This window comes from Luteibacter sp. (assembly GCF_009912395.1).
Taxonomy (GTDB): domain Bacteria; phylum Pseudomonadota; class Gammaproteobacteria; order Xanthomonadales; family Rhodanobacteraceae; genus Luteibacter.
In genome coordinates, this window is record NZ_WNDO01000014.1 from 19,862 (window position 1) to 40,227 (window position 20,366).

The 20,366-nt window shown below is 65.7% G+C and carries 14 protein-coding genes, 1 pseudogene and 1 riboswitch; of the genes and pseudogenes, 11 read left to right on the top strand and 4 right to left on the bottom strand.

Annotation, left to right across the window (positions count from 1 at the left end; translation table 11 throughout):
• The first annotated feature begins 14 nt into the window (after window positions 1-14).
• The 5 genes from GAK28_RS13520 to GAK28_RS13540 all read left to right on the top strand — a co-directional run bounded on the left by GAK28_RS13520 (window position 15) and on the right by GAK28_RS13540 (window position 5,193).
• Entirely contained in the window at window positions 15-1,475 is a 1,461-nt protein-coding gene (locus tag GAK28_RS13520) for an efflux transporter outer membrane subunit (RefSeq protein WP_291779937.1), read from the top strand.
• Window positions 1,476-1,500: 25 nt separating this feature from the next.
• Window positions 1,501-2,712, top strand: a complete 1,212-nt coding sequence (locus tag GAK28_RS13525; protein ID WP_291779941.1) for an HlyD family efflux transporter periplasmic adaptor subunit — start codon at window positions 1,501-1,503, stop codon at window positions 2,710-2,712.
• A 75-nt stretch (window positions 2,713-2,787) separates the two neighbouring features.
• Window positions 2,788-4,314: a DHA2 family efflux MFS transporter permease subunit gene (locus tag GAK28_RS13530; RefSeq protein ID WP_291779944.1), complete on the top strand. Its 1,527-nt coding sequence runs from the start codon at window positions 2,788-2,790 to the stop codon at window positions 4,312-4,314.
• Window positions 4,315-4,448: 134 nt separating this feature from the next.
• Entirely contained in the window at window positions 4,449-4,769 is a 321-nt protein-coding gene (locus GAK28_RS13535) for a hypothetical protein (RefSeq protein ID WP_291779947.1), read from the top strand.
• Between the two features lie 103 nt (window positions 4,770-4,872).
• Entirely contained in the window at window positions 4,873-5,193 is a 321-nt protein-coding gene (locus GAK28_RS13540; protein ID WP_291779950.1) for a hypothetical protein, read from the top strand.
• Window positions 5,194-5,272: 79 nt separating this feature from the next.
• Here GAK28_RS13540 and GAK28_RS13545 read toward each other — a convergent pair whose 3' ends face one another.
• On the bottom strand, window positions 5,273-5,803 hold the full coding sequence (locus tag GAK28_RS13545) for an acyloxyacyl hydrolase (protein ID WP_291779953.1): 531 nt from the start codon (window positions 5,801-5,803) through the stop codon (window positions 5,273-5,275).
• Window positions 5,804-6,122: 319 nt separating this feature from the next.
• Here GAK28_RS13545 and GAK28_RS13550 point away from each other — a divergent pair, with 319 nt between their 5' ends.
• Window positions 6,123-9,035, top strand: coding sequence for a GGDEF domain-containing phosphodiesterase (locus GAK28_RS13550; RefSeq protein ID WP_291779956.1), 2,913 nt, complete (start codon window positions 6,123-6,125; stop codon window positions 9,033-9,035).
• Window positions 9,036-9,041: 6 nt separating this feature from the next.
• On the opposite strand, the gene GAK28_RS13555 is transcribed toward GAK28_RS13550, so the two are convergent.
• Window positions 9,042-9,722, bottom strand: a complete 681-nt coding sequence (locus GAK28_RS13555; protein WP_291779958.1) for a YrbL family protein — start codon at window positions 9,720-9,722, stop codon at window positions 9,042-9,044.
• Window positions 9,723-9,967: 245 nt separating this feature from the next.
• Between GAK28_RS13555 and GAK28_RS13560 the strand changes: the two genes are divergently transcribed.
• Genes GAK28_RS13560 through GAK28_RS13575 form a run of 4 tightly spaced genes read left to right on the top strand, consistent with a single transcriptional unit; the run spans window position 9,968 to window position 13,013 of the window.
• Entirely contained in the window at window positions 9,968-10,750 is a 783-nt protein-coding gene (locus GAK28_RS13560) for a class III extradiol ring-cleavage dioxygenase (RefSeq protein WP_291779962.1), read from the top strand.
• A 60-nt stretch (window positions 10,751-10,810) separates the two neighbouring features.
• On the top strand, window positions 10,811-11,383 hold the full coding sequence (locus tag GAK28_RS13565; RefSeq protein ID WP_291779965.1) for a DUF2239 family protein: 573 nt from the start codon (window positions 10,811-10,813) through the stop codon (window positions 11,381-11,383).
• On the top strand, window positions 11,380-12,753 hold the full coding sequence (locus GAK28_RS13570; protein WP_291779968.1) for an MATE family efflux transporter: 1,374 nt from the start codon (window positions 11,380-11,382) through the stop codon (window positions 12,751-12,753). The genes GAK28_RS13565 and GAK28_RS13570 overlap by 4 nt, the downstream gene beginning before the upstream one ends.
• 17 nt (window positions 12,754-12,770) lie before the next feature.
• Window positions 12,771-13,013, top strand: a complete 243-nt coding sequence (locus tag GAK28_RS13575; protein WP_291779971.1) for a hypothetical protein — start codon at window positions 12,771-12,773, stop codon at window positions 13,011-13,013.
• A 131-nt stretch (window positions 13,014-13,144) separates the two neighbouring features.
• On the opposite strand, the pseudogene GAK28_RS13580 reads toward GAK28_RS13575, so the two are convergent.
• Window positions 13,145-16,309: pseudogene (locus GAK28_RS13580) on the bottom strand (efflux RND transporter permease subunit).
• Between the two features lie 185 nt (window positions 16,310-16,494).
• Window positions 16,495-18,399, bottom strand: coding sequence for a TonB-dependent receptor (locus GAK28_RS13585; RefSeq protein ID WP_291779974.1), 1,905 nt, complete (start codon window positions 18,397-18,399; stop codon window positions 16,495-16,497).
• 150 nt (window positions 18,400-18,549) lie between these two features.
• Window positions 18,550-18,769: riboswitch (cobalamin riboswitch) on the bottom strand.
• 219 nt (window positions 18,770-18,988) lie between these two features.
• Here GAK28_RS13585 and GAK28_RS13590 point away from each other — a divergent pair.
• Window positions 18,989-20,338: a TonB-dependent receptor gene (locus tag GAK28_RS13590; protein WP_291779976.1), complete on the top strand. Its 1,350-nt coding sequence runs from the start codon at window positions 18,989-18,991 to the stop codon at window positions 20,336-20,338.
• Window positions 20,339-20,366: the final 28 nt, after the last annotated feature.

Genomic DNA, 20,366 nt, shown 5'->3' on the forward strand with positions numbered 1-20,366 from the left:
CGAGGCGAAACGCAATGCGTCTGCACACTCTTGTGGCGGCTGTCGGGGCCGCATTGGTCCTTTCCGGCTGCGTCACCAGCCGCGGACTGGAACCGCAGGACAAGCTCACCGACCCTGCCACCCTTCACGCCGAGCGCAGCCTCGGCAAGGTCCAGGTATCCCCGGCCGGCTGGCCGGCGGCCGACTGGTGGACGGGCATCGGCGATAGCCAGCTGAGCGGCCTGATCGACGAAGCACTCAAGGACAGCCCGGACCTCGCGGTCGCCGAGGCGCGCGTCCGCCAGGCGCAGGCCCAGGTCGGCGCGGCCGACGCCGCGCGTGGCCCGAACGCCTCGGTCGGCGGTGGCGCCGCCGGCGCCCACCTGCCGGGCACGCTGTTCCCGGCGCCGCTAGGCAACCACTTCTCGTGGACCAAGTACGGCTACGGCACCTTCAACTGGGACCTCGACCTGTGGGGTGGCAAGCGCGACGCCTGGGAGGCCGCGCTCGGTTCGCAGCGCGCCGCCGAGATCGACGCGCGCGCCGCGCGCATCGAGATCTCCACCAATGTCGCCCGCGCCTACGTGCAGCTGGGCTACGCGTTCACGCAGCTGGATGTCGCCAAGGCCGAGCTGGATCGCAGCAACGCCTCACGCGACCTGACCCGCCAGCGCGTCGCCGCCGGCGTGGACAACCAGATGCAGGTCAAGCAGGCCGACAGCGAAGTGGCGTCCGCCGAGCGCGAGATGGCCGTCGCCCAGCGCGCGATCGATTCGGCACGCAGCTCGCTCAGCGTGCTGCTCGGCAAGGGTCCGGATCGTGGCATGGACATCGCCCGTCCCACCGCGCTGAACCCCACCGCCGTCGCGATCCCGGCGAACCTGCCGGCCGACCTGCTCGGTCATCGCGCCGACCTGATCGCCGCGCGCTGGCGCGTCGAGGTCGCCTCGAAGGACATCGCCTCGGCCAAGACGGAATTCCTGCCCAACGTCACGCTCGGCGTTCTCGCGGCGCAGGTCGCGGGTGGCTCGAAGGACTTGTTCAACTCGCGCGCCCGCTTCTGGCAGGTGCTGCCAGCCTTCAGCCTGCCGATCTTCGATGGCGGTCGCCTGCGTTCGAACCTGGCCGGCAAGGACGCGACGTACGACCTCGCCGTCGCCCAGTACAACAAGACGCTGGTCGGTGCGCTCAACGAAGTGGCCGACGACCTCTCGGCGTTGGATTCGGTCGGCACGCAGCTGCAGGCGCAGCAGCGCGCCCACGAAGCGGCGCAGCAGGCCTACGACCTTTCCCAGCAACGCTACAAGGCCGGTGTCGGCAGCTATCTCGATTCGCTCGTGGTGCGCCAGCAATTGCTCGAATCCGAGCAGCGCCTCGCCGGGTTGCAGTCGCAGCAGGTCGACACCTCCGTCCAATTGATCCAGGCGCTCGGCGGCGGCTTCCGCCCCGAAGCGGGCGACCAGCCGGTCGCGTCCGCCGCGCCGGCCAACCATTGATCCAAGTTCACCGAGGCAGCTAACGATGTCACAAGAAACTACCGCCCCCGCCGGCGCCGTCGTCGCGCCGCCCCCGAAGAGCCGTCGCGGGTTCTTCCTCAAGCTCCTCGTCGCCGTGCTCGTGCTGGCGGCAATCGGCTGGACCGTCTGGTACTTCGTGGACGGCCGCTGGTACGAGGACACCGACGACGCCTACGTCAACGGCAACGTCGTGCAGATCACCCCGCAGCTCGCCGCCACCGTGCTGTCGATCACCGCCGATGACGGTGACCTCGTGCACAAGGGCGACGTGCTGGTGAAGCTCGACGACGCCGACGCGAAGATCCAGGTCGAAAGCGCCCGCGCCGACCTCGCCAACACCGTGCGTCGCGTGCGCGGCCTGTACAACAACGTCACCTCGGCGCAGTCCGACGTGGCGGTGCGCCAGACCGCGGTCGATCGTGCCCGTGCCGACTACAACCGCCGTCGCGACCTCGCGAAGACGGGTGCCATCTCGGCCGAGGAACTGTCGCACGCGCTCGATACGCTGACCTCCGCCGAAAGCAGCCTCGCATCCGCGAAGCAGAGCTACAGCACGAGCAAGGTGCTCGTCGACGACACCGTCGTCGCCTCGCATCCGGACGTGCGCGCCGCCGCCGCCAAGCTGCGCAACGCCCTGCTGGAAGTGGCCCGTACGACCATCCTCGCGCCGGTCGACGGCTACGTCGCCAAGCGCAGCGTGCAGCTCGGCCAGCGCGTGCAGCCGGGTGCCGCCCTGATGGCCGTGGTGCCCCTCCACGAGGTGTGGATCGACGCCAACTTCAAGGAAACCCAGCTCACCCACATGCGCATCGGCCAGCCGGTCGACGTCACCGCCGACGTGTACGGCAGCGACGTGGTCTACAAGGGCAAGATCCGTAGCCTGGGCGTGGGTAGCGGCAGCGCGTTCTCGATCCTGCCGGCGCAGAACGCCACCGGCAACTGGATCAAGATCGTGCAGCGCGTGCCGGTCCGCGTGGTCTTCACCGACCCCAAGCAGCTCGACGACAAGCCGCTGCGTCTGGGCCTGTCGACCAAGGTGACGGTGTCCCTGCATGAGCAGAACGGCGACCTCCTCGCCAAGCAGGCGCCGACCCAGCCGGAGTTCTCCACCGACGTGTACGACAAGCGTCTGGACGGTGCCGACGCCGAGATCGCCCGCGTGATCCACGAGAACGCGTCCGTCGGTGAAGGCGAGCAGGAAAAGGCGCCGAAGTAAGCACCAGGGCGGACGTGGTCAACGCCACGTCCGCCATCCGCTTCCGGCCTCCTCCTCCAACGATCAGGTTCTTCCATGAGCACCGAATTTCGACCGCCCAATCTGGCGCTGTCCACGATCGGGTTATCGCTCGCGACCTTCATGCAGGTGCTGGACACCACGATCGCGAACGTATCGTTGCCCACTATCGCGGGCAACCTCGGCGTCAGCTCCAACCAGAGCACATGGGTCATCACCTCGTTCGCGGTGAGCAACGCGATCGCGCTGCCGCTCACCGGCTTCCTCACCCGTCGTTTTGGTGAGACCAAGCTGTTCGTATGGGCCACGCTGCTGTTCTCGATGGCCTCGTTCCTGTGCGGTATCGCGCAGAGCATGAGCATGCTGATCCTGTTCCGCGCCATCCAGGGCGCGGTGGCCGGTCCGATGTATCCGATCACGCAGAGCCTGCTGATCTCGATCTATCCACCTGCCAAACGCGGCATGGCGCTGGCGCTGCTGGCGATGGTGACCGTCGTGGCGCCCATCGCGGGCCCGATCCTGGGCGGCTGGATCACCGACAACTACACCTGGCCGTGGATCTTCTTCATCAACGTCCCCATCGGCATCTTCGCCAGCATGGTGGTCGCCAACCAGATGAAGGGGCGCCCGGAAACCACCGAGAAGCCGCGTGTCGACTACGTGGGCCTGATCACGCTGGTGATCGGCGTGGGCGCGTTGCAGGTGGTGCTCGACAAGGGTAACGACGAGGACTGGTTCAATTCCTCGTTTATCATCGTCACCAGCATCATCGCGGCGATCGGCTTGGCGGTGTTCCTCATCTGGGAACTCACCGACAAGGACCCCATCGTCAATCTGCGCCTGTTCCGCCACCGCAACTTCGCGATGGGCACGCTATGTCTCGTGCTGGCCTACGCGGCGTTCTTCGCCATCGGCCTGCTCGTGCCGCAGTGGTTGCAACGCAACGTGGGGTACACATCGACATGGGCGGGCTTCGCGGCGGCGCCGTTGGGCATCCTGCCGGTGATCCTCACGCCGTTCGTGGGTCGCTACGCGCACAAGTTCGACTTGCGCCTGTTGGCGACCGGTGCGTTCCTGGTGATGGGTGCCACCTGTTTCATGCGTTCGGACTTCTACCTCGACATCGACTTCTACCATGTCGCGGGCGTCCAGCTGATCCAGGGCCTCGGCGTGGCGCTGTTCTTCATGCCGGTGTTGTCGATCCTGCTGTCCGACCTGCAACCCCGCGAGATCGCATCGGGTTCGGGCCTGGCCACCTTCCTGCGTACGCTGGGCGGTAGTTTCGCGGCGTCGCTGACGACGTTCCTGTGGGACCGCCGCGCCATCGTCCACCACGAACGCCTGGCGGAGAACATCACGGCGTTCAACCCGGACGCGCAGGCGGCGTTGACCCAGATCGGCCACGGCGATCCGCAGTACGCGGCGGCGGCAGTGAACCAGATGGTTACCCAGCAGGGTTACCAGATCTCGTTCAACGAGGTCTTCCACCTGCTCGGTTACGTCTTCTTCGCGCTGGTGTTCGTGGTCTGGCTCGCCAAGCCACCGTTCACGGCGAAGGCCGGACCGGCAGCGTCGGGTCACTGATCGATCGCATCGAAGAAAAAGCCCGGCTCGCCGGGCTTTTTCCTTTTGGGTTTTCAGAATCCTTCCATAGGGCCTGCGCCGCGTCGCGGGGATGCTGGTGACCACGGCAATGTCGCCGTGCCCAGGAGAACTCCATGAAGCGGATGAAAGCGTTCCTTGTCGCAGGGCTGTCCACGCTGTCTGTGCCGGCACTCGCCGACGAGGCACCGGCGGGTTGGCAGGTCGGTCCCATGGCTACCGAAGCGCAGTGCAACCAGGCCTTCGCGCAGTCCACGGCCTGGCGTACCTGCCAGGTGCTGATCACCACCGCTGTCGGCAATTTCTGCTCGTTTCGCGCCGATTGCGCGAAGTCCGACGGCTATACCTGGAACGTCACGACCGGCGGTGGCACCTATCCGCAAGGCGTGCGGGACCTGGTGAACTGCAACGGCAACCTGCGCAATGGGCGTTGTTGACCGTCGTTCGGGCGGGGCGAACGCCTACGTCTTGCTAGGGTTGCGGCGATAGCCTACGCGGCGTGCAAGACGAAGAATGCTCGGCCCCCATACGGAGTCACACATGACCAGGACGACAGCGTTCATCGCCGCTTGCCTTCTCTTCGCATCGCAGGGTGCCATCGCCAGCAACATCACCGGCGCCTTCTCGGAGCCTTCTGGCCCGAGTCCCGACCAGTGCCGCCAGGCGTTTCGCCAGTCAGCGGCCGCCAGCACCTGCTCCGTGCCGATGGATATCGACGTATCCCGCGGTATGTGTGCGATTCGTGCCTCGTGCCTCACGGGTCGGGGTTCGGTGGGTAAGTCGGCCGTCAACGCCACCTATCCCGAGGGTGTGCGGCAGCTCGTCAATTGCTCGGGCAACCTGCGTCATCGACGCTGCTGACTTTAGGCTTCAAGCATGGCCATAAAAAAGCCCGACCGGTGACGGTCGGGCTTTTTTTATATGCATCGAACGACCTGGGTCACATATCGAAGCCGATACCCACCAGTGCCATCGTCTCGCCACGGTTCGGCTTCTTGAAGCTGCCGTTGGAAATGTGGCGGATCTGGAAGCTGACGTTCTTGAACTGGTAGCCCAGCGTGCTCACGAATTCGTAGCCGGTGGACAGGGCCTGCGTGTGCCCACCCGCCGCGCCGGCGACCTGGAAGCTGAAGAAGAACGGCTGGTACCAGTCGCCTTCGTTGCCGTAATGCAGGCGCGCGCCCGCGGCGCCGATCCAGACATTGTTCCGCACACCCGGGCTGGCATCGCGATAGCGACCGATGTCACGGCCCTTGATATAGCCGATGGAGACATCGGGCGACCAGGTGAAACGGCTCTGGCCCATCTGGTGCGGATCGAACACCGCTTCGACGAAGAATGCCGGCGTGCCGTAGCTATCCATGTAACTGCGGCCACCCTGGACTTCCAGATGCGTGGCGGCGGCGGGTGCGGCGACGGCGGCGAGGGAAAGGGCGGCGAGGGCGCCGAGGGCGAGGCGTGAGGGACGCATGGGGGGAGAGTCCTTGATCGGGGAGACGCTTTTGTCGTTGTTATGAACGGTCGCAAGTTTGTGAACCGCATCGTTCGGTAAATAGTGTCCAGCGAGCGTGAATAAAGGGGGGAGCTATAAGAAATTTCATGCCAAAGGGAGCAAGATCGGCAAAACCCTCTTGGGGTCGGGGCGTTCAAGGCGGTCTGCGGACTGCCGTTAACGACGCACGGGTTCCCACATCGCATCGCGTGTGGGTGGTAGGGGTTACTTGGCGAGGGATTCCGGGACGGTGCGGGAAGCGAGGGCAAAGGCAGCCAGAAGCGAGCGGGCCCGCCGGATGCGTCTGGCCACCTGGGCCGTGTCGCTGGCGGTGAGCGCCGGCGTGGTGGCGATCGTGGGCGCGCTGCAGGTGGATGGCTACCAGCGTCTGCTGGCGGGTTACCGCCGGCAGGTATCCGGCGTGGCCAGTTCGCTGGTCCGCGTGGTCGACCAGCAGGTTGATGCCAGCCTGGGCCCCCTGCTCGCCCTGCGTAACGCCGTGGATGGTCCGGAGGAGGAACCCCTTCGTCGTCGCCTCGCCGAGGTGCAGGCGCGTCATCCGGAGCTTCCCGGTTTCGTGGCGCTGGAGGACGATGGCGACGTGCTCGCCGCCGTGGGCAATCCCGCCTCGGACTGGCGCCCCGGCATGGGCATGCCCCGTCGAACGGCGCTCGGCGTGGGCGTACGTGTCGCCGTGGCCTCCACCAGCGGTACCGTGCCTGCCGCTATCCGGGTGATCGCCGACGCAAGGGTGGATCGACCCGCGGCCTTCGGCACCCTCATCGACGCGGCGCGCGTGCGCGATAGCATGCGCCACATGATGCCCGGTGGCGGCGCGATGGCCGTGTTCTCGCCGGACGGCACCCTCTTCGCGGCCAATCGCGACGATATCCGGCCGACCTGGCATGTCCAGCCGCCTTCGCCCGGCAGCGCCGGCGGCGGTGACGACGACGAACACCTCTACGCGTGGGCCTCGTCGGCGCATTACCCCTTTGTGGCGCTGGCCGAACTGGATCGTGCGGCGATCCGCGACGAATGGCTGCGCCAGGCGCAACCGACCGTACTGGCGACACTCGGACTGGTGTTGTTGCTCAACCTCGGCGCGGGACTCTTCTCGCGCGCCTACCGTCGGCAGGATCGTCTCGTCGACGCCCTCAGTCGCACCGCGCGTCACCTGGGCGACGTGCAGCGCACCGGCCATATCGGCCTGTGGGAGGCTGACCTCACCACCGGCGACATCGCATGGTCGGGCCAGGTCCACGAGATCACCGGCCTGCCACCCGAGCGCGCCTCCGGGCGACAGGGCACCTACTACAAGCTCGTGCATCCGGAAGACCAGCCGGTGATGGTGGAGTGGCTGCGCCGTTTCGATGACGGCGACGGCCCCTACGACATCGAGCACCGCCTGTGCCGTCCCGACGGTCGCGAGGTGCAGGTGAACCTGCGCGGCACGCGGATCACCGACGAGGGCGGCAAGTCGATCCTCGCCGGCACGATCACCGAAATCACGGCGCTGCACGAAACCCGCCTGCGTTTGCGTCACAGCGATCGCGACCTCGCCGCGAGCGAAGCCGCCTACCGGCGCCTGCTCGCCCGCGTGCCGTTGCCGCTGGTGATCGTGCGCGAGGACCGCATCGCTTACGCGAACCGGCTCGCCGAAGAGCGACTGGGTTGCAAGGACAGCACCCTGGTCGGCCGTGAAGCGGCGGCCTTCATGGATACCGCGGCGCTGGACGCGATCCGTCGCGGTGGCGAGGGTGGCAGCATCACCGCATGGTTGGAGCCGGAGGAAGGCATGCCCTTCGAGGCGGAACTGGCCTTGTCCGCCATGCATGACGCGCATGGCCAGGGCACGCTGGTGATCGTTCGCGACGTCACCGAACAGCGCAGCTACGAGGAACGCCTCAACCACCAGGCCACGCACGATGATCTCACTGGCCTGCCCAATCGACGCGCGCTACGCGAGACCTTGCAGCGGATGGTGCTCGAATCGCGCAAGAACAACCTGGGCCTGATGGTGCTCTTCATCGACCTGGACCATTTCAAGGTCATCAACGACGCGCTCGGCCACGCGCTTGGCGACCAGGTGCTGCGTGACATCACGCTGCGTCTGGGCGATGCGCTGGAAGGCGAAGGCCATATCGGTCGCTTCGGTGGCGACGAGTTCGTGGCCGTGCTGCCCTTCACCTGTTCGCCGGCCAAGGCGCTCGACGTGCTGCCGCGCATCCAGGACGCCATCGAGGCGCCGCTGGAAGTCGGTGGCACGGTGCAGCGCCTGAAATGCAGTATTGGCGTGGCCTTTGCGTCACGCGACGGTGCCGATGCCGACACGTTGATCCGTAATGCCGATACGGCCATGTACGACGCGAAGCGCTCGGGTCGCCACACTTGGAAGCGCTATTCGCCCGACATGCATGCGGTGGCGATGGCCCGCCTCAACGTGCTCACCCGCCTGTCCGGCGCCAACCTCGACCACGAGTTGGCACTTGCGTGGCAAACCCAGCATGCCGGTGACGACGGTCGCGTGATCGGCGTGGAGGCGTTGCTGCGCTGGCCATCCGCACCGGGCGACCTGGGTTCGCCGGACCGGCTCATCCCCTTGCTCGAAGAAACTGGCGCGATCGTACAGATCGGCCAATGGGTGCTACGCGAGGCCTGCCGTCGGCAGCGCCGGATCGCCGAGATACTGGGCCCCGATTGCCGCATCTCGGTGAACGTGTCGGTGCAGCAGCTGGTGCATACCGACCTTGTCGCCGAAGTGCGCCAGGCCTTGCTGGAAACCGGAGCACCCGCTTCCTCGCTGGAGCTGGAGCTGACCGAAAGCGCCTTCATGCACGAACCCGAGCGGGCGATCCGCACGCTGCATGAATTGCGGGCTTTGGGCGTGAGCGTCGCGCTCGACGACTTCGGTACCGGTTACTCCAATCTCACCTACCTGTCTCGCCTGCCGCTGGACAAGATCAAGATCGATCGTCACTTCACCGCGACGCTGCTGCAGGATGACGTGGATACCTCGATCTGTCGTTCGATCATCTTCCTGGCCCGCAGCCTCAACCTGGAGGTGGTGGCCGAAGGCGTGGAGACCGAGCGCCAGCGCCGCTGGCTGCTCTCCGAAGGATGCGTCTCCATGCAGGGCTGGCTGTTCTCGCGCGCGGTACCGCTCGATCAGCTGGGCCCGCGACCGACGCCGCTGGACCCGGTCGTCTCCTGACGCGGGTCAGGCCGCGCGCGAAGTCTGGCCGGTGGGGCGCGCGCGGACCATCTCGGGCGATGGACGAGGGCGCGCCTGGTCGATGGCCGCGAGCTGGGCACGCAGGCGCTCAAACTTCAGGCGGGCGCGTCGGGCGTTGTGCCGGCGACTCATCGAGGTGAGCGGCAGCACGTTCTTTTCGCCGAAGCCGTCGATGATCACCAGGCGCGGGCCGCCGCGCGAGTCCGTCCCGTACACGACATTGGCCGCGTGCAGGTCGTTGACGATCACGTAGTGGCGCAGCACTTCCTCGAACAGGCGGTTGATCAGCGCATTGATCGCCGGGGTCATGCCCTGGGCCTTCACCATGCTTTCCAGCGACGGCGCCATGCGCCCGTCCTCGCCCGTCACCTTCTCGGAGATCAGCCCCAGCCCCATGTCGGTGTCGACGAGGCCAATGATGCGGGCCACGGGCGAGGGCTCGTCCGAATAACGGCGCGAGGTCAGGTATTCCTTGAATTCCCGCATGTAGCTCACATACGGGCCGGTGCGCGCCAGCCTGCGATACCAGGGCGCGTTGAACCAGCGATGCTGCAGGTTGTCCGCGCGCATCACCTTGATCAGCAGGGCCGGATCGTCCGGATGCTCGTAGATAAAACGACGGCCGCCTGCGGCGACCGGTTCGATCCCCTCTAGTGAGATGATCATGTTGCTCCTCTAGTCCCTCCCGACCCGCTGGGACCACAAGGGGGCCGGACATGTCGTGGTCCGGCCATACTCCTGTAAGGCAAATGTAAGGTTCCCACGGAACTTTTCCATCCGCAAGAAAAAACTTGCGTTTCGTCGTTCACGATTCGGCGCCAATGCGTTCGCCGGAAGACGATTTAAGGCGGCGAGGAGAATGCCTACATTGGGAGGGTGGCAACCGCCACGGACCGTCCCCAGGTGTCCCCATGTCCCGCGCCCCCGCCTTCTTTATCTCCCACGGTGCCCCGACCTTCGCCCTGGAGCCCGGCCTTCTCGGCTCGCGCCTGACGGCGCTGGGCGAATCGCTGGCGGACGCGGCGGCGATCCTGGTGGTGTCCCCGCACTGGCAGACCTGCGGCATTCGCGTCACTGGGGCGGCCAAGCCGGCCACCATCCACGACTTCGGCGGCTTCGCGCCGGAGTTGTACACGCTGACCTATCCGTCGGCCGGTGCGCCGTCGCTCGCGGCGGAGACCGCATCGTTGCTGATCGACGCAGGCTTCGTCGCCATGGTGGACGCCGAGCGCGGGTACGACCATGGCGCCTGGGTGCCGTTGCGTTACCTGCGCCCCGAGGCCGACGTGCCGATGATCCAGGTGTCGATGCCGCACAACCTCGACACCGAGAGCGCTTTGCGTCTTGGTCAGGCGCTCGGCGCCTTGCGTGAGCGCGGCGTGGTCGTGGTCGGCTCGGGCAGCCTCACTCATAACCTCTACGAGATTCGCCGCGACGGCGGCCAGGGCCATGCCGCCTATGCCGCGGAGTTCGCCGACTGGAGCCGCAAGGCCGTGCTGGCTGGCGACACCCGCGCCCTGCTCGACTATCGCCGTCTTGCTCCCAGCGCGATCCGCGCCCACCCCACCGAAGAACATTACCTGCCCCTCCTCGTGGCGGCGGGTGCCGCCGGCGACGACACCCCCACCGCGATCGATGGCGGCATCACCTATGGGGTGCTGTCGATGGATTCGTACGCGTGGGGCGCACATTGATTGACAGATGATTTAACCCGGGTAATATCTCGCCGTCGCCTCCATCCAGTGAGATAGCCCATGTCTTCCTTTGCCGCCTTCGACGGCCACGTGCGTGTGGCTGCCGGTTCGCTTGCGGACGTCGCCGAGCGTTGCAAGCGATGGCTCGACGAGCATCCGAACGCGTCACCCATCGTCTATGACGACACCTCCGGTCGGCCGGTGGATATCGACTACCGCGGTACCGTCTCCGACGTGCTCGCCCGGCTGCCTGCCGGGGACACCGAGGTCGAGGTGCCGGTCAAGCGTGGGCCGGGTCGCCCGAAGCTTGGCGTCGTCGCTCGTGAGGTAACCCTCCTTCCCCGCCATTGGGATTGGCTGGCCAGCCAGCCGGGCGGTTCTTCGGTGGTGCTGCGCCGACTCGTGGAAAGCGCCAGTCGCGAAGGTGCCCCGGCGGATCGTGTCCGCCAGGCCCGCGAAGCGGTCGACCGCGTGATGTTCGCGCTGGCCGGTGACCTGCCGGGATACGAGGAGGCGTCGCGCGCGTTCCATCGTCGCGAAGCCGAGCGTTTCGACCAACTCGTCATGGCGTGGCCCGAGGATGTGCGCGAGTATGTGCGCCACCTTGTGGAGCGCACCGGGAGCGACGCATGAAAGCCAACCCTTCGTTTGTCGAAGGCCCCATCGCACGGACGCTGCTGATGTTCGCGTTGCCCATCCTGGCGACGAACATCCTCCAGTCGCTCAACGCCTCGGTCAACGTGATGTGGATCGGCCGCTTCCTCGGTGAAGCGGCGTTCGCCGCTACCGCTAACGCCAACCTCATCCTGTTCTTCCTGCTCGGCGTCGTCTTCGGCATCGGCATGGCGACCACGATCATGGTCGGCCAGGCGCTGGGCGCGCGCGACATCGCCGAGGCACGCCGTGTCGTGGGCACGGGCCTCGGTTTCTTTGTGCTTCTTTCGGTCCTCGTGGCGACGGCGGGCTACATCACGACGCCAACGGTGCTGGCCGCCATGGGCACGCCAGCGGACGCGCAGCCCTACGCCATCGCCTACCTTCGCATCATCTTCCTGGCGCTGCCGTCGGCGTACCTGTCCACCCTGCTGGCGATGGTGATGCGTGGCGCAGGGGATTCGCGGACGCCACTGCTCTTCATGGTCGTTGCCGTGGTGCTGGATATCGCGCTCAATCCGGTGTTCATCTTCGGCATTGGCCCGATCCCACGTATGGGCATCGCCGGGTCCGCGGTGGCGACGCTGATCGCCCAGGTCATTTCCGTCGTTGCACTGATCGCGTGGCTGTATCGCCGCAAGTATTTCCTTTGCATCCAGCGCCATGAGCTGAACCTGCTCATTCCCGACCGCGCCGTACTGCGTACGCTGATCTTCAAGGGCATGCCGATGGGCGCCCAGCTGATCGTGATCTCGTCGTCGGCGATCATCATGATGTCGCTGGTGAATCACCATGGCTCGCAGACCACGGCCGCCTATGGCGCCGCGGTGCAGCTGTGGAACTACATCCAGATGCCCGCCATCGCCGTGGGTACGGCGGTGTCGGCAATGGTGGCGCAGAACGTCGGAGCACGCCGCTGGGATCGTATCCCCGGCATCGGCCGTGCCGGTGTACTCGCCAGCCTGGGCTTCACCGGCGCGCTGGTGATCATCGTGTGCCTGTTCAATCGGGGAGCGCTGTCGATCTTCCTCGGCTCCGACAGCACCGCCATTGGCATCGCGCAGCATCTGAACCTGATCGTGGTGTGGTCCTACCTGATGTTCGGCGTGACCTTCGTGCTGTTCGGCGTGGTACGTGCCACGGGCGCGGTGATGTTCCCGCTATGCGTGCTGGCACTCACCATGTGGTTCATCCGCTACCCCTTCGCCTACCTGCTGGGACCTTCATGGGGTGCCGATGCCATCTGGTGGGCGTTCCCGGCCAGTTCGGCGATATCGGTCCTCATCACGGTGGTGTACTACCGCATGGGCACCTGGAAAAACGCCAGCGTCCTGCCCGCCGTCGCCTGACTATTGTAGGAGCGCGCTTGCGCGCGATCCGCGAATGCGGCCAGGTTGCCGCTGCCGCAGATCGCGCGCAAGCGCGCTCCTACAAGGAGATCACCGGAATCAGGCCGAACATTTTCATGACCATCAAGGCGATGGACATCCCGATCATGACGGGTTTGAGCTTCTTGCCGTTCATGGCGATGCATGCAAGAAGAGATGCGGTGATCAGGGGGAGCCAGGGATCCACTCAGTCATTCTTGCTGTCGTCCGCGGATCATTGATGCTATTGGCATCTCATCAACCGGGATGCAGGTTCATAAATGGTCGTGTAGTGGATGGACGCCGTGGGATGAGTCCTACGCGACCGGGGTGACGATACGTACCCCGGTCGCGTAGCACGCGCGTTGCGGAATCAGGCGTGATTCTTGCGTATCGCCTTCCAGCGCTTCAGCCGCTTCTTCAGGAGCTTGCGGCGCTTGCGCCGTGCCTTGCGCTCCTTGCGGTCGTGGTTCCACAGGTAGATCGCCGGGGTGCTCAGCAGGGTGAGCAGCTGCGACACCAGCAGGCCGCCGACGATGGCGATACCCAGCGGGCGGCGCATTTCCGAACCCACGCCGAAGCCGATCGCCAGAGGTAGCGCCGCGCCCATCGCCACGAGCGTGGTCATGGTGATGGGGCGGAAGCGTACCAGTGCCGCCTGACGAATCGCCTGCACGGGCGTCATGCCGTGCTCGCGTTCGGCGACCAGGGCGAAGTCCACCATGAGAATGGCGTTCTTCCTCACGATGCCGGTCAACAGCAGCACCGCGATGATCGCCATCAGCGTCAACTGGGTCTGTGTCACCAGCATGGCGAGGAAGGCGCCCGCACCCGCCGCCGGTAGCGTGGACAGGATCGTCAACGGATGGCCCAGGCTCTCGTAGAGGATGCCGAGCACGATATAGACAGCCAGGATCGCGCCGATCAGCAATACCATGCCGTTGGACTTGGCATCCTGCAGGCGTTGGTTGATGCCGGTGGCGTCCATGCGGATGCCGGAAGGAAGATGGATGGCGCGCAACGCCTGCTCGACCAGCGCGTCGGTCTTGTCCGGGGTGATGCCCGGCGGCAGGTTTTAGGTGATGTCGGCCGATTCGAGCTGGTTCTGGTGCGTGATGGCCATCGGCGTCGCACGCGGCATCATCTTGGCCACGGCCGATAGAGGCACCATCTTGCCCGTGGAGCTTTTCACGTAGGTGTTGAGCAGCGCTTCCGGCGTCAGGGTCTGGGCGGCCGTGGCGGTGAGCACCACCCAATACTGGTTGATGTCCGAGTAGATGATCGACACCTGGCTCTGGCCGAACGCGTTGTTCAATGCCGTGTCGATCAAGCCCATCGTTACGTTGAGGCGATTGGCCGTATCACGATCGACCGTGAGCATCTGCTGCTTTCCCACCACGTCGAAGTCGCTGCCGACATCGCGGAACTCCTTCATCGTGCGCATCTGCCGCACGAGCTTCAGCGCCCAGGGTTGGAGGTCTTCGCCGTCGGTGCTGATCAGCTGAAATGAATACTGGCCGCGATTGGAGCTGTTGCCACCACCACCCAGGAACTGCATCGGCGTCATGAAGACCTGTACGTCGGCCAGCTTCTCGTAGGTCTTGCCGAGTCGCTCCATGACCTGTTTGATGGTGTCGCGTCGCTGCCCCGGGGCATTGCCCTTGGGTTTGAGGTCGATGAACATCATGCCCGAGTTGCCCACCGCGCCGCCGTTGTCGCCGCCGAGGATCGTGGTGACGTCCATCACGGCGGGATCGTTCTGCATGATCTCGCCCACTCGCTTCAGGCGGCCACTCATCACCTCGGGCGAGATGTTGGCGTCGGCGGTGACCTCCGCCTGCAGCAGGCCCGTATCCTCATCGGGCATGAAGTTGCCGCCCGCCGTTTACACCACGGCGAAACCCAGCAGGAACGTGGCGATCAGCAAGGTCAGCGGCTGCCAACGCATGATCCGGCGATGATGCATCGCCCAATCCAGCGCGCGCTCATAGACGCGCAGCAAGCCCCGGTCGAAACGCTCCAGGCGTTGCTCGATCTTGCCGGGCTTGCGGTCCGGCGGATCGTGCTTGAGGTAGCGGGCACATAGCGCAGGAGTCAGTGTCAGCGACACGATCGCCGAAATGAGCACGGCCGAGGCGAGAGTCACGGAGAACTCGCGCAACAGCTTGGTGATCATATTGTTGCCGAACAGCAACGGCGCGAACACGGCCACCAGCGAGATCGTGATGGAGATCACGGTGAAGCCGATCTCGCGCACGCCGTCCAGAGAAGCCGGCATGGGCTCGGAGCCGTTCTCCATGTGGCGGACGATGTTCTCGATCACCACGATGGCATCGTCCACGACGAAGCCGATACACAGCACCAGCGCCATGAGTGACATGGTGTTGAGCGTGTAGCCCAGTGTCCACATCACCACGAAAGCGCCGGCAAGCGACAAGGGCACGCTCAGGGTCGCGATGAGGGTGGGCCCCAGGCGCCTCAGGAACACCAGCATGACCAGCACCACCATCACGATACTGATGAGCAGCGCCACCTTCACTTCGTGCAGGGCGGACTGGGTGGTCTGGGTGAGATCGAAGATCGGCGTCACCTCGGCGTCCGCCGGCAGCATCGCGCGGAAACGCGGCAGCGCCGCGCGGATCGCCTCGGCCGTGGCGATCGAGTTCGCCTCCGGTCGCTTGTTGATCTGCATGCTGACCGAGCGCTGGCCCTGGAACCACGCGGCCTGGTACTGGTCCTGCTGGCCGCTGTAGACGGTGGCGATATCGGACAGGCGTACCGGGACGCCATTGCGCGAGGCGATGAGGATCTTTGCGAACTCCGCCGGCTCGCGCAGACCGTCGTTGGCGATGACGGTCATATTGGTCATGCCGTCGCTGAGCAGGCCCTGGGGCGAATTCACGTTGGCCGCGCGTAGCGCGTTGGACACGTCGTTGGCGGTAAGGCCCTTGGCGGCCAACGCCTGTGTGTTCAGTTCGATGCGCACCGCATGCGGCGTGCCACCGAAGACCTGCACGCGCGATACGCCGTCGATCTGCGCCACGGTGGGGCGAATCTGCGTGTCCACGAGGTCGAACAGCTTGTCTGGCGGCATCGACTTGGAGGTCAGTGCCACCAGCAGCACGGGGATCTGGCCGGTGTCGAACTTGAAGTACTGCGGGGGCGCTGGCAGGCCGGGCGGCAGGTCGGCCGCCGATGCGTTGATCGCTGCCTGGACGTCGCGGGCCGCAGCGTCGGTGGTGCGGTCCATCGTGAAACGGATGCGGACGAAACCGCTGCCTTCGGAACTGTTCGAGTACATCTGGTCCACGCCGGGAATCCGCCCGAAGTGGCGTTCCAGGGGCGCGATGACCGTCGTGGCCATGGTCTGGGCATTGGCACCGGGTAGCTGCACCTGCACGAACACGGCCGGCACTTCCACGGCGGGCAGCGCGGCGACGCCCAGCAGCAGGTAGGCCAGGAAACCGGCAATGGTCAGTCCGACCGCCAGTAGCGAGGTACCGATCGGCCGGCGAATGAATGGTGCAAAGAAATTCACGACACTCCCTGTGATCGCGGGAGACACACCCGCGCCCGGGCGCACTTTATGCTGTCCGGGCTTCCTTGTGGCTGTGCCTATGGTCAGGCCCCTGCCGGAAGGCAGGGGGCGCCCGTTTATCTTCGCACTTTGCGGTCAGGGCTTTTCGGGCGTGTGACACACGCCGGGTCACCCTGTCCGCGGTGTCACCGGCTCGGCGAGTAACGCACCGTCAGGTAGTACGTGCGGCCCAGTTGGTTGAAGTAGGCCGCCGTTTCGTAGCGCTTGCCGCCTACGTTCGCCACGCGGCCCTGCACGCTCCAGTCGCTGTCCACGTGCCAGGTGGTACGGAGGTCCGTGGTGGCGTAGCCACCGAGGCGACGGGTATTTGCCGCATCGTCATACCGGTAGCCGGCGGCGTAGAACGAGCCGCCGACGGTAAAGGCGCCGAGGTCCTTGTCCAGGTCCACGCGTGCGAAGCGCTCCGGGCGGCGGGCCAGCAGGTTGTCATGCTGCTCGCCGGCGTTGCGATTCTTCGGCTGCTGGAAGGTGGCGTAGCCGCGCAGGTGCCAGCCGTTCACATCGGCGCCGACCTGGCCCTCGAGGCCACGGATGCGTGCCTTGCTCACGTTCACCGGCACGAAGTGGTCGTCGAGGGTGATCAGGTCGCTCACCGTGGTCTGGTAGGCGTTCACCGCCCAGTTCCACACGCCTTGATGGGCCGAGAGGCCGATCTCGCCCGTGCGCGATGTCTCGGGTTTGAGGCTCAGGGACTGCACGCCGAAGTACGGGTAGTACTCGTCGTTGAACGTCGGCGCATGGAACGCGGTGCCGTACGACGCCGTCAGCTTCATGCCGTCGCCAAGCGAATAGCCGTAAGCCGCCGAACCGGTGGTGTGGTTGCCGAACTGGTTGTTGTGATCGTGGCGTGCCGACAGTTGCACTTCGTGGGCGCCGAACACGCCTTGATACAGGGCGAACACGCCCGTGTTGTCACGGCTGTCGCGGGTGTAGGCAGTGGAGCTGTTCAGCTTTTCCTGCTGGAAGTCGACACCGGCGGTCAGGGTCTGGCCTGGGGCCAGGGCGATGTCGTTCTGCCAGGAGGCCTGGTTGCGCTTCGAATACAGGTAACCGGTGCGGTACTTGTCGGGATTGTTGAGGATGGGCTCAAAGGTGTTCGGATCGAGCACCGTCTTGCCCTGTCCGTTCAGGTAACTGTCGCCGCGATCCTGGTTCTGGCCCAGGCTGACGGACATGCGCCAGTTCGACAGCACGTCGAAGGCCAGCTTGGCGCCCGCGACCTGCTGCGTGAGGCGGCTGAGGTTCTGGAAATCGCCGTCGTACTCGATGTTGCTCTTGCTGCGCAGCCAGGTGCCGGTCAGTTCGGTACCGTTGTCCCAGCGGTAACCGCCGGACAGCGCGCCGTTGTAGTTGCGGAACGCGTCATGGTCCGGCTCGTCGGTGAAGCAGCCAGCACCGGCCTTCGCGGCGCCGACGCGGCAGGCGTTGATGCCCGTCGTGTACTGGCCGCCGAGGCTGGCGTTGTACCAGCCGTGCTGGGTACCACCCGACAGGCCGACCTGGCCGTTGGTGTAGCCGTGGCTGCCGCCGCCGACGGTGATGCTGGGCGTGGGCGCCTCACCGGCCTGGCCGCGGCGGGTGAAGATCTGGATCACGCCGCCGATGGCGTCCGAGCCGTAGAGGCTGGAGCGCGGACCGCGGACGATCTCGATATGGTCGATCTGCTCGACCGGCAGCTGTTCGTAGGCGGCGGCGCCGGTGCCGATGGCGCCCACGCGGACGCCGTCGATCAGGACGAGGGTGTGGTTGCCGTTCGTGCCACGCATGAACAACGAGGTCTGCTGGCCGATACCGCCGGTGCTGGTCATCGAGATGCCCGGCAGGCCGTTCAGCAGGTCTTGCACGTTGACCGGCTGCATGCGCTCGATGTCGTCGCGCGAGATCACGGTGACCGGTGCCAGCACCTCGTCCAGCGGCGTGGGCGCACGGTTGGCGGTCACCACCACGGGATCGAGGTGGTCGGGGGTGTCGGCCGCGTGGGCGGCGGCGATGGTCGACAGCAGGGCCATCGCGAGCAGGGTCTTCTTCATGAGACGGGTTCCTCCGCCGCGGGGTGGCGGCAATCACAGGGCGATGGACGCCACGGGAGGAAAGACGAACGCGCGCGACCGGATCGGCCACGGGGCAGTCCGGATCCGCCCTCCGCGAATCGTCCGAAACAGGCGAAACCCCACGAAAGGTCGTGGAGATTTCCATCGGGCCGGTCTCCGGACTCGCGCCATCCGGTGCCGGCGCCTTCCCGCTTTCGCAGTGGCTTCTACCGGCTTCGGGGGAGGTGAAGCCTCCCGGCGCTTACCGTTGCGGGGGCAGTGCCGGCCTTGCCGCGACGCGGCGCACCGGCTTCCCGTTTCATCCCGAAGGCCATTTGGCCGGCGGGACACCCGAACGGCGCCACTTTAGCCGCAGGGGTGTCGCGTGTCACGAATTCCTAACAATCGCTTGACACCCGTAAGCAATTGCGGCTAAACCGGTCTGGATGCTCACCGAAGCGCAAGAGATTGCGCACGGGCGGGCGCCTGGACGGGGGTAACGGTCGGGCGTGGTGGTCATCAGATGCGCACTTGCTTGGCGGTCGTGCTGCGGCCGTCACCTTGCTGTCCATTCCGGGAAGACCACAATATGGCCCGTTCCATGTTTCGCGGCGTCCTGCCGCGACGTTCTTCGCTTTGCGCCGCGCTCGTGCTTTGTTTCGCCAGCGGCTCCGCCCTCGCCCAGTCCAACGCTTCCGGCGTCGTCTTCGGCCGGGTGAGCCAGCCCCAAGGTGCCACCGTGCGCCTGCAGAACCTCGACACCGGCTTCAGCCGCGATACCGGCGTGGATGCGGAAGGTCGTTACCGCGTCTCGTCCCTGCCGGTCGGCCGCTACAAGATCACCCTTCAGCGAGGCGACCAGGTGGTCGAGACCCGCGACGAGGTCCAGGTGGCCTTGGGCAGCGGCGTCGATGTCTCCTTCGCCGGTGCGTCCGCCGCGGCCCATGCCGGCGCCGCGCAGAACCTGGAAGGCGTACAGGTCACCGGCAACGCCCTGCCCGCCATCGACGTCTCGTCGGTCGACTCGCGCACGGTGCTGACCTCGCAGCAGTTGCAGAAACTGCCGCTCGCCCGCGATGTCACCGCTGCCGCCTTGCTGGCACCCGGCGTGATCTCAGGTGACAGTCGCTACGGCAACGTTGCTTCGTTCGGCGGTTCGTCGGCCTCGGAAAACCAGTACTACATCAACGGCTACGCGGTGACCAACGCCCTCACCGGGCTGGGCTTCACCAGCCTGCCGTACGACGCCATCGACCAGCAGCAGATCTTCACCGGCGGCTACGGTGCGGAATACGGTCGCTCCACCGGCGGCGTGATCAACATCGTGACCAAGCGCGGCGGCAACGAGTGGAAGGGCGGCGTCGGCATGTACTGGCAGCCTTCGGGCCTGCGCCAGAGCCCGCGCAACATCTACCGCAAGAACGGCACGATCTACCAGACGCGCTCCGAGAACAAGAGCAACGATACGCAGTACACCGGCTACATCAGCGGTCCTCTGATCAAGGACAAACTGTTCCTGTTCGCCGCCGCCGACTTCACGCGGTCCAACAGCAAGAACATCAGCCCCATCACGTCACCGCAGAAAACGAACCAGGAGCAGAAGGCCACCAAGTGGATGGCCAAGATCGACTGGAACATCACCGACAGCCACATCCTCGAACTGACCGGCATCGGCGACAAGACCAATACCGAGCGCAGCGTCTACGCCTACGACTACGCGTCCGGTAGCCGCGCGAACTACATCGGTACCGACAACCTGAAGAACTTCGACGCGGGTCCGGGTTCCGCGCCGGGTGGCGATGTCTACATTGGCAAGTACACGGGCTACATCACCGACGATCTCACGATCAACGCGTTGTACGGCCGTTCGCGTACGCGTCACGTGCGTAACCTCAACTACGCCGACAGCGGCAACTGCCCCTGGATCACCGATCAGTGAACGGTCTCCACGCCGATCACCGGTTGCG

What these genes read in the sequence shown, in the direction of transcription:
- GAK28_RS13520 (WP_291779937.1), top strand. Translation starts at nt 15, where the DNA reads ATGCGTCTGCACACTCTTGTGGCGGCTGTCGGGGCCGCATTGGTCCTT.
- GAK28_RS13525 (WP_291779941.1), top strand. Translation starts at nt 1,501, where the DNA reads ATGTCACAAGAAACTACCGCCCCCGCCGGCGCCGTCGTCGCGCCGCCC.
- GAK28_RS13530 (WP_291779944.1), top strand. Translation starts at nt 2,788, where the DNA reads ATGAGCACCGAATTTCGACCGCCCAATCTGGCGCTGTCCACGATCGGG.
- GAK28_RS13535 (WP_291779947.1), top strand. Translation starts at nt 4,449, where the DNA reads ATGAAGCGGATGAAAGCGTTCCTTGTCGCAGGGCTGTCCACGCTGTCT.
- GAK28_RS13540 (WP_291779950.1), top strand. Translation starts at nt 4,873, where the DNA reads ATGACCAGGACGACAGCGTTCATCGCCGCTTGCCTTCTCTTCGCATCG.
- GAK28_RS13545 (WP_291779953.1), bottom strand. Translation starts at nt 5,803, where the DNA reads ATGCGTCCCTCACGCCTCGCCCTCGGCGCCCTCGCCGCCCTTTCCCTC.
- GAK28_RS13550 (WP_291779956.1), top strand. Translation starts at nt 6,123, where the DNA reads ATGCGTCTGGCCACCTGGGCCGTGTCGCTGGCGGTGAGCGCCGGCGTG.
- GAK28_RS13555 (WP_291779958.1), bottom strand. Translation starts at nt 9,722, where the DNA reads ATGATCATCTCACTAGAGGGGATCGAACCGGTCGCCGCAGGCGGCCGT.
- GAK28_RS13560 (WP_291779962.1), top strand. Translation starts at nt 9,968, where the DNA reads ATGTCCCGCGCCCCCGCCTTCTTTATCTCCCACGGTGCCCCGACCTTC.
- GAK28_RS13565 (WP_291779965.1), top strand. Translation starts at nt 10,811, where the DNA reads ATGTCTTCCTTTGCCGCCTTCGACGGCCACGTGCGTGTGGCTGCCGGT.
- GAK28_RS13570 (WP_291779968.1), top strand. Translation starts at nt 11,380, where the DNA reads ATGAAAGCCAACCCTTCGTTTGTCGAAGGCCCCATCGCACGGACGCTG.
- GAK28_RS13585 (WP_291779974.1), bottom strand. Translation starts at nt 18,399, where the DNA reads ATGAAGAAGACCCTGCTCGCGATGGCCCTGCTGTCGACCATCGCCGCC.
- GAK28_RS13590 (WP_291779976.1), top strand. Translation starts at nt 18,989, where the DNA reads ATGGCCCGTTCCATGTTTCGCGGCGTCCTGCCGCGACGTTCTTCGCTT.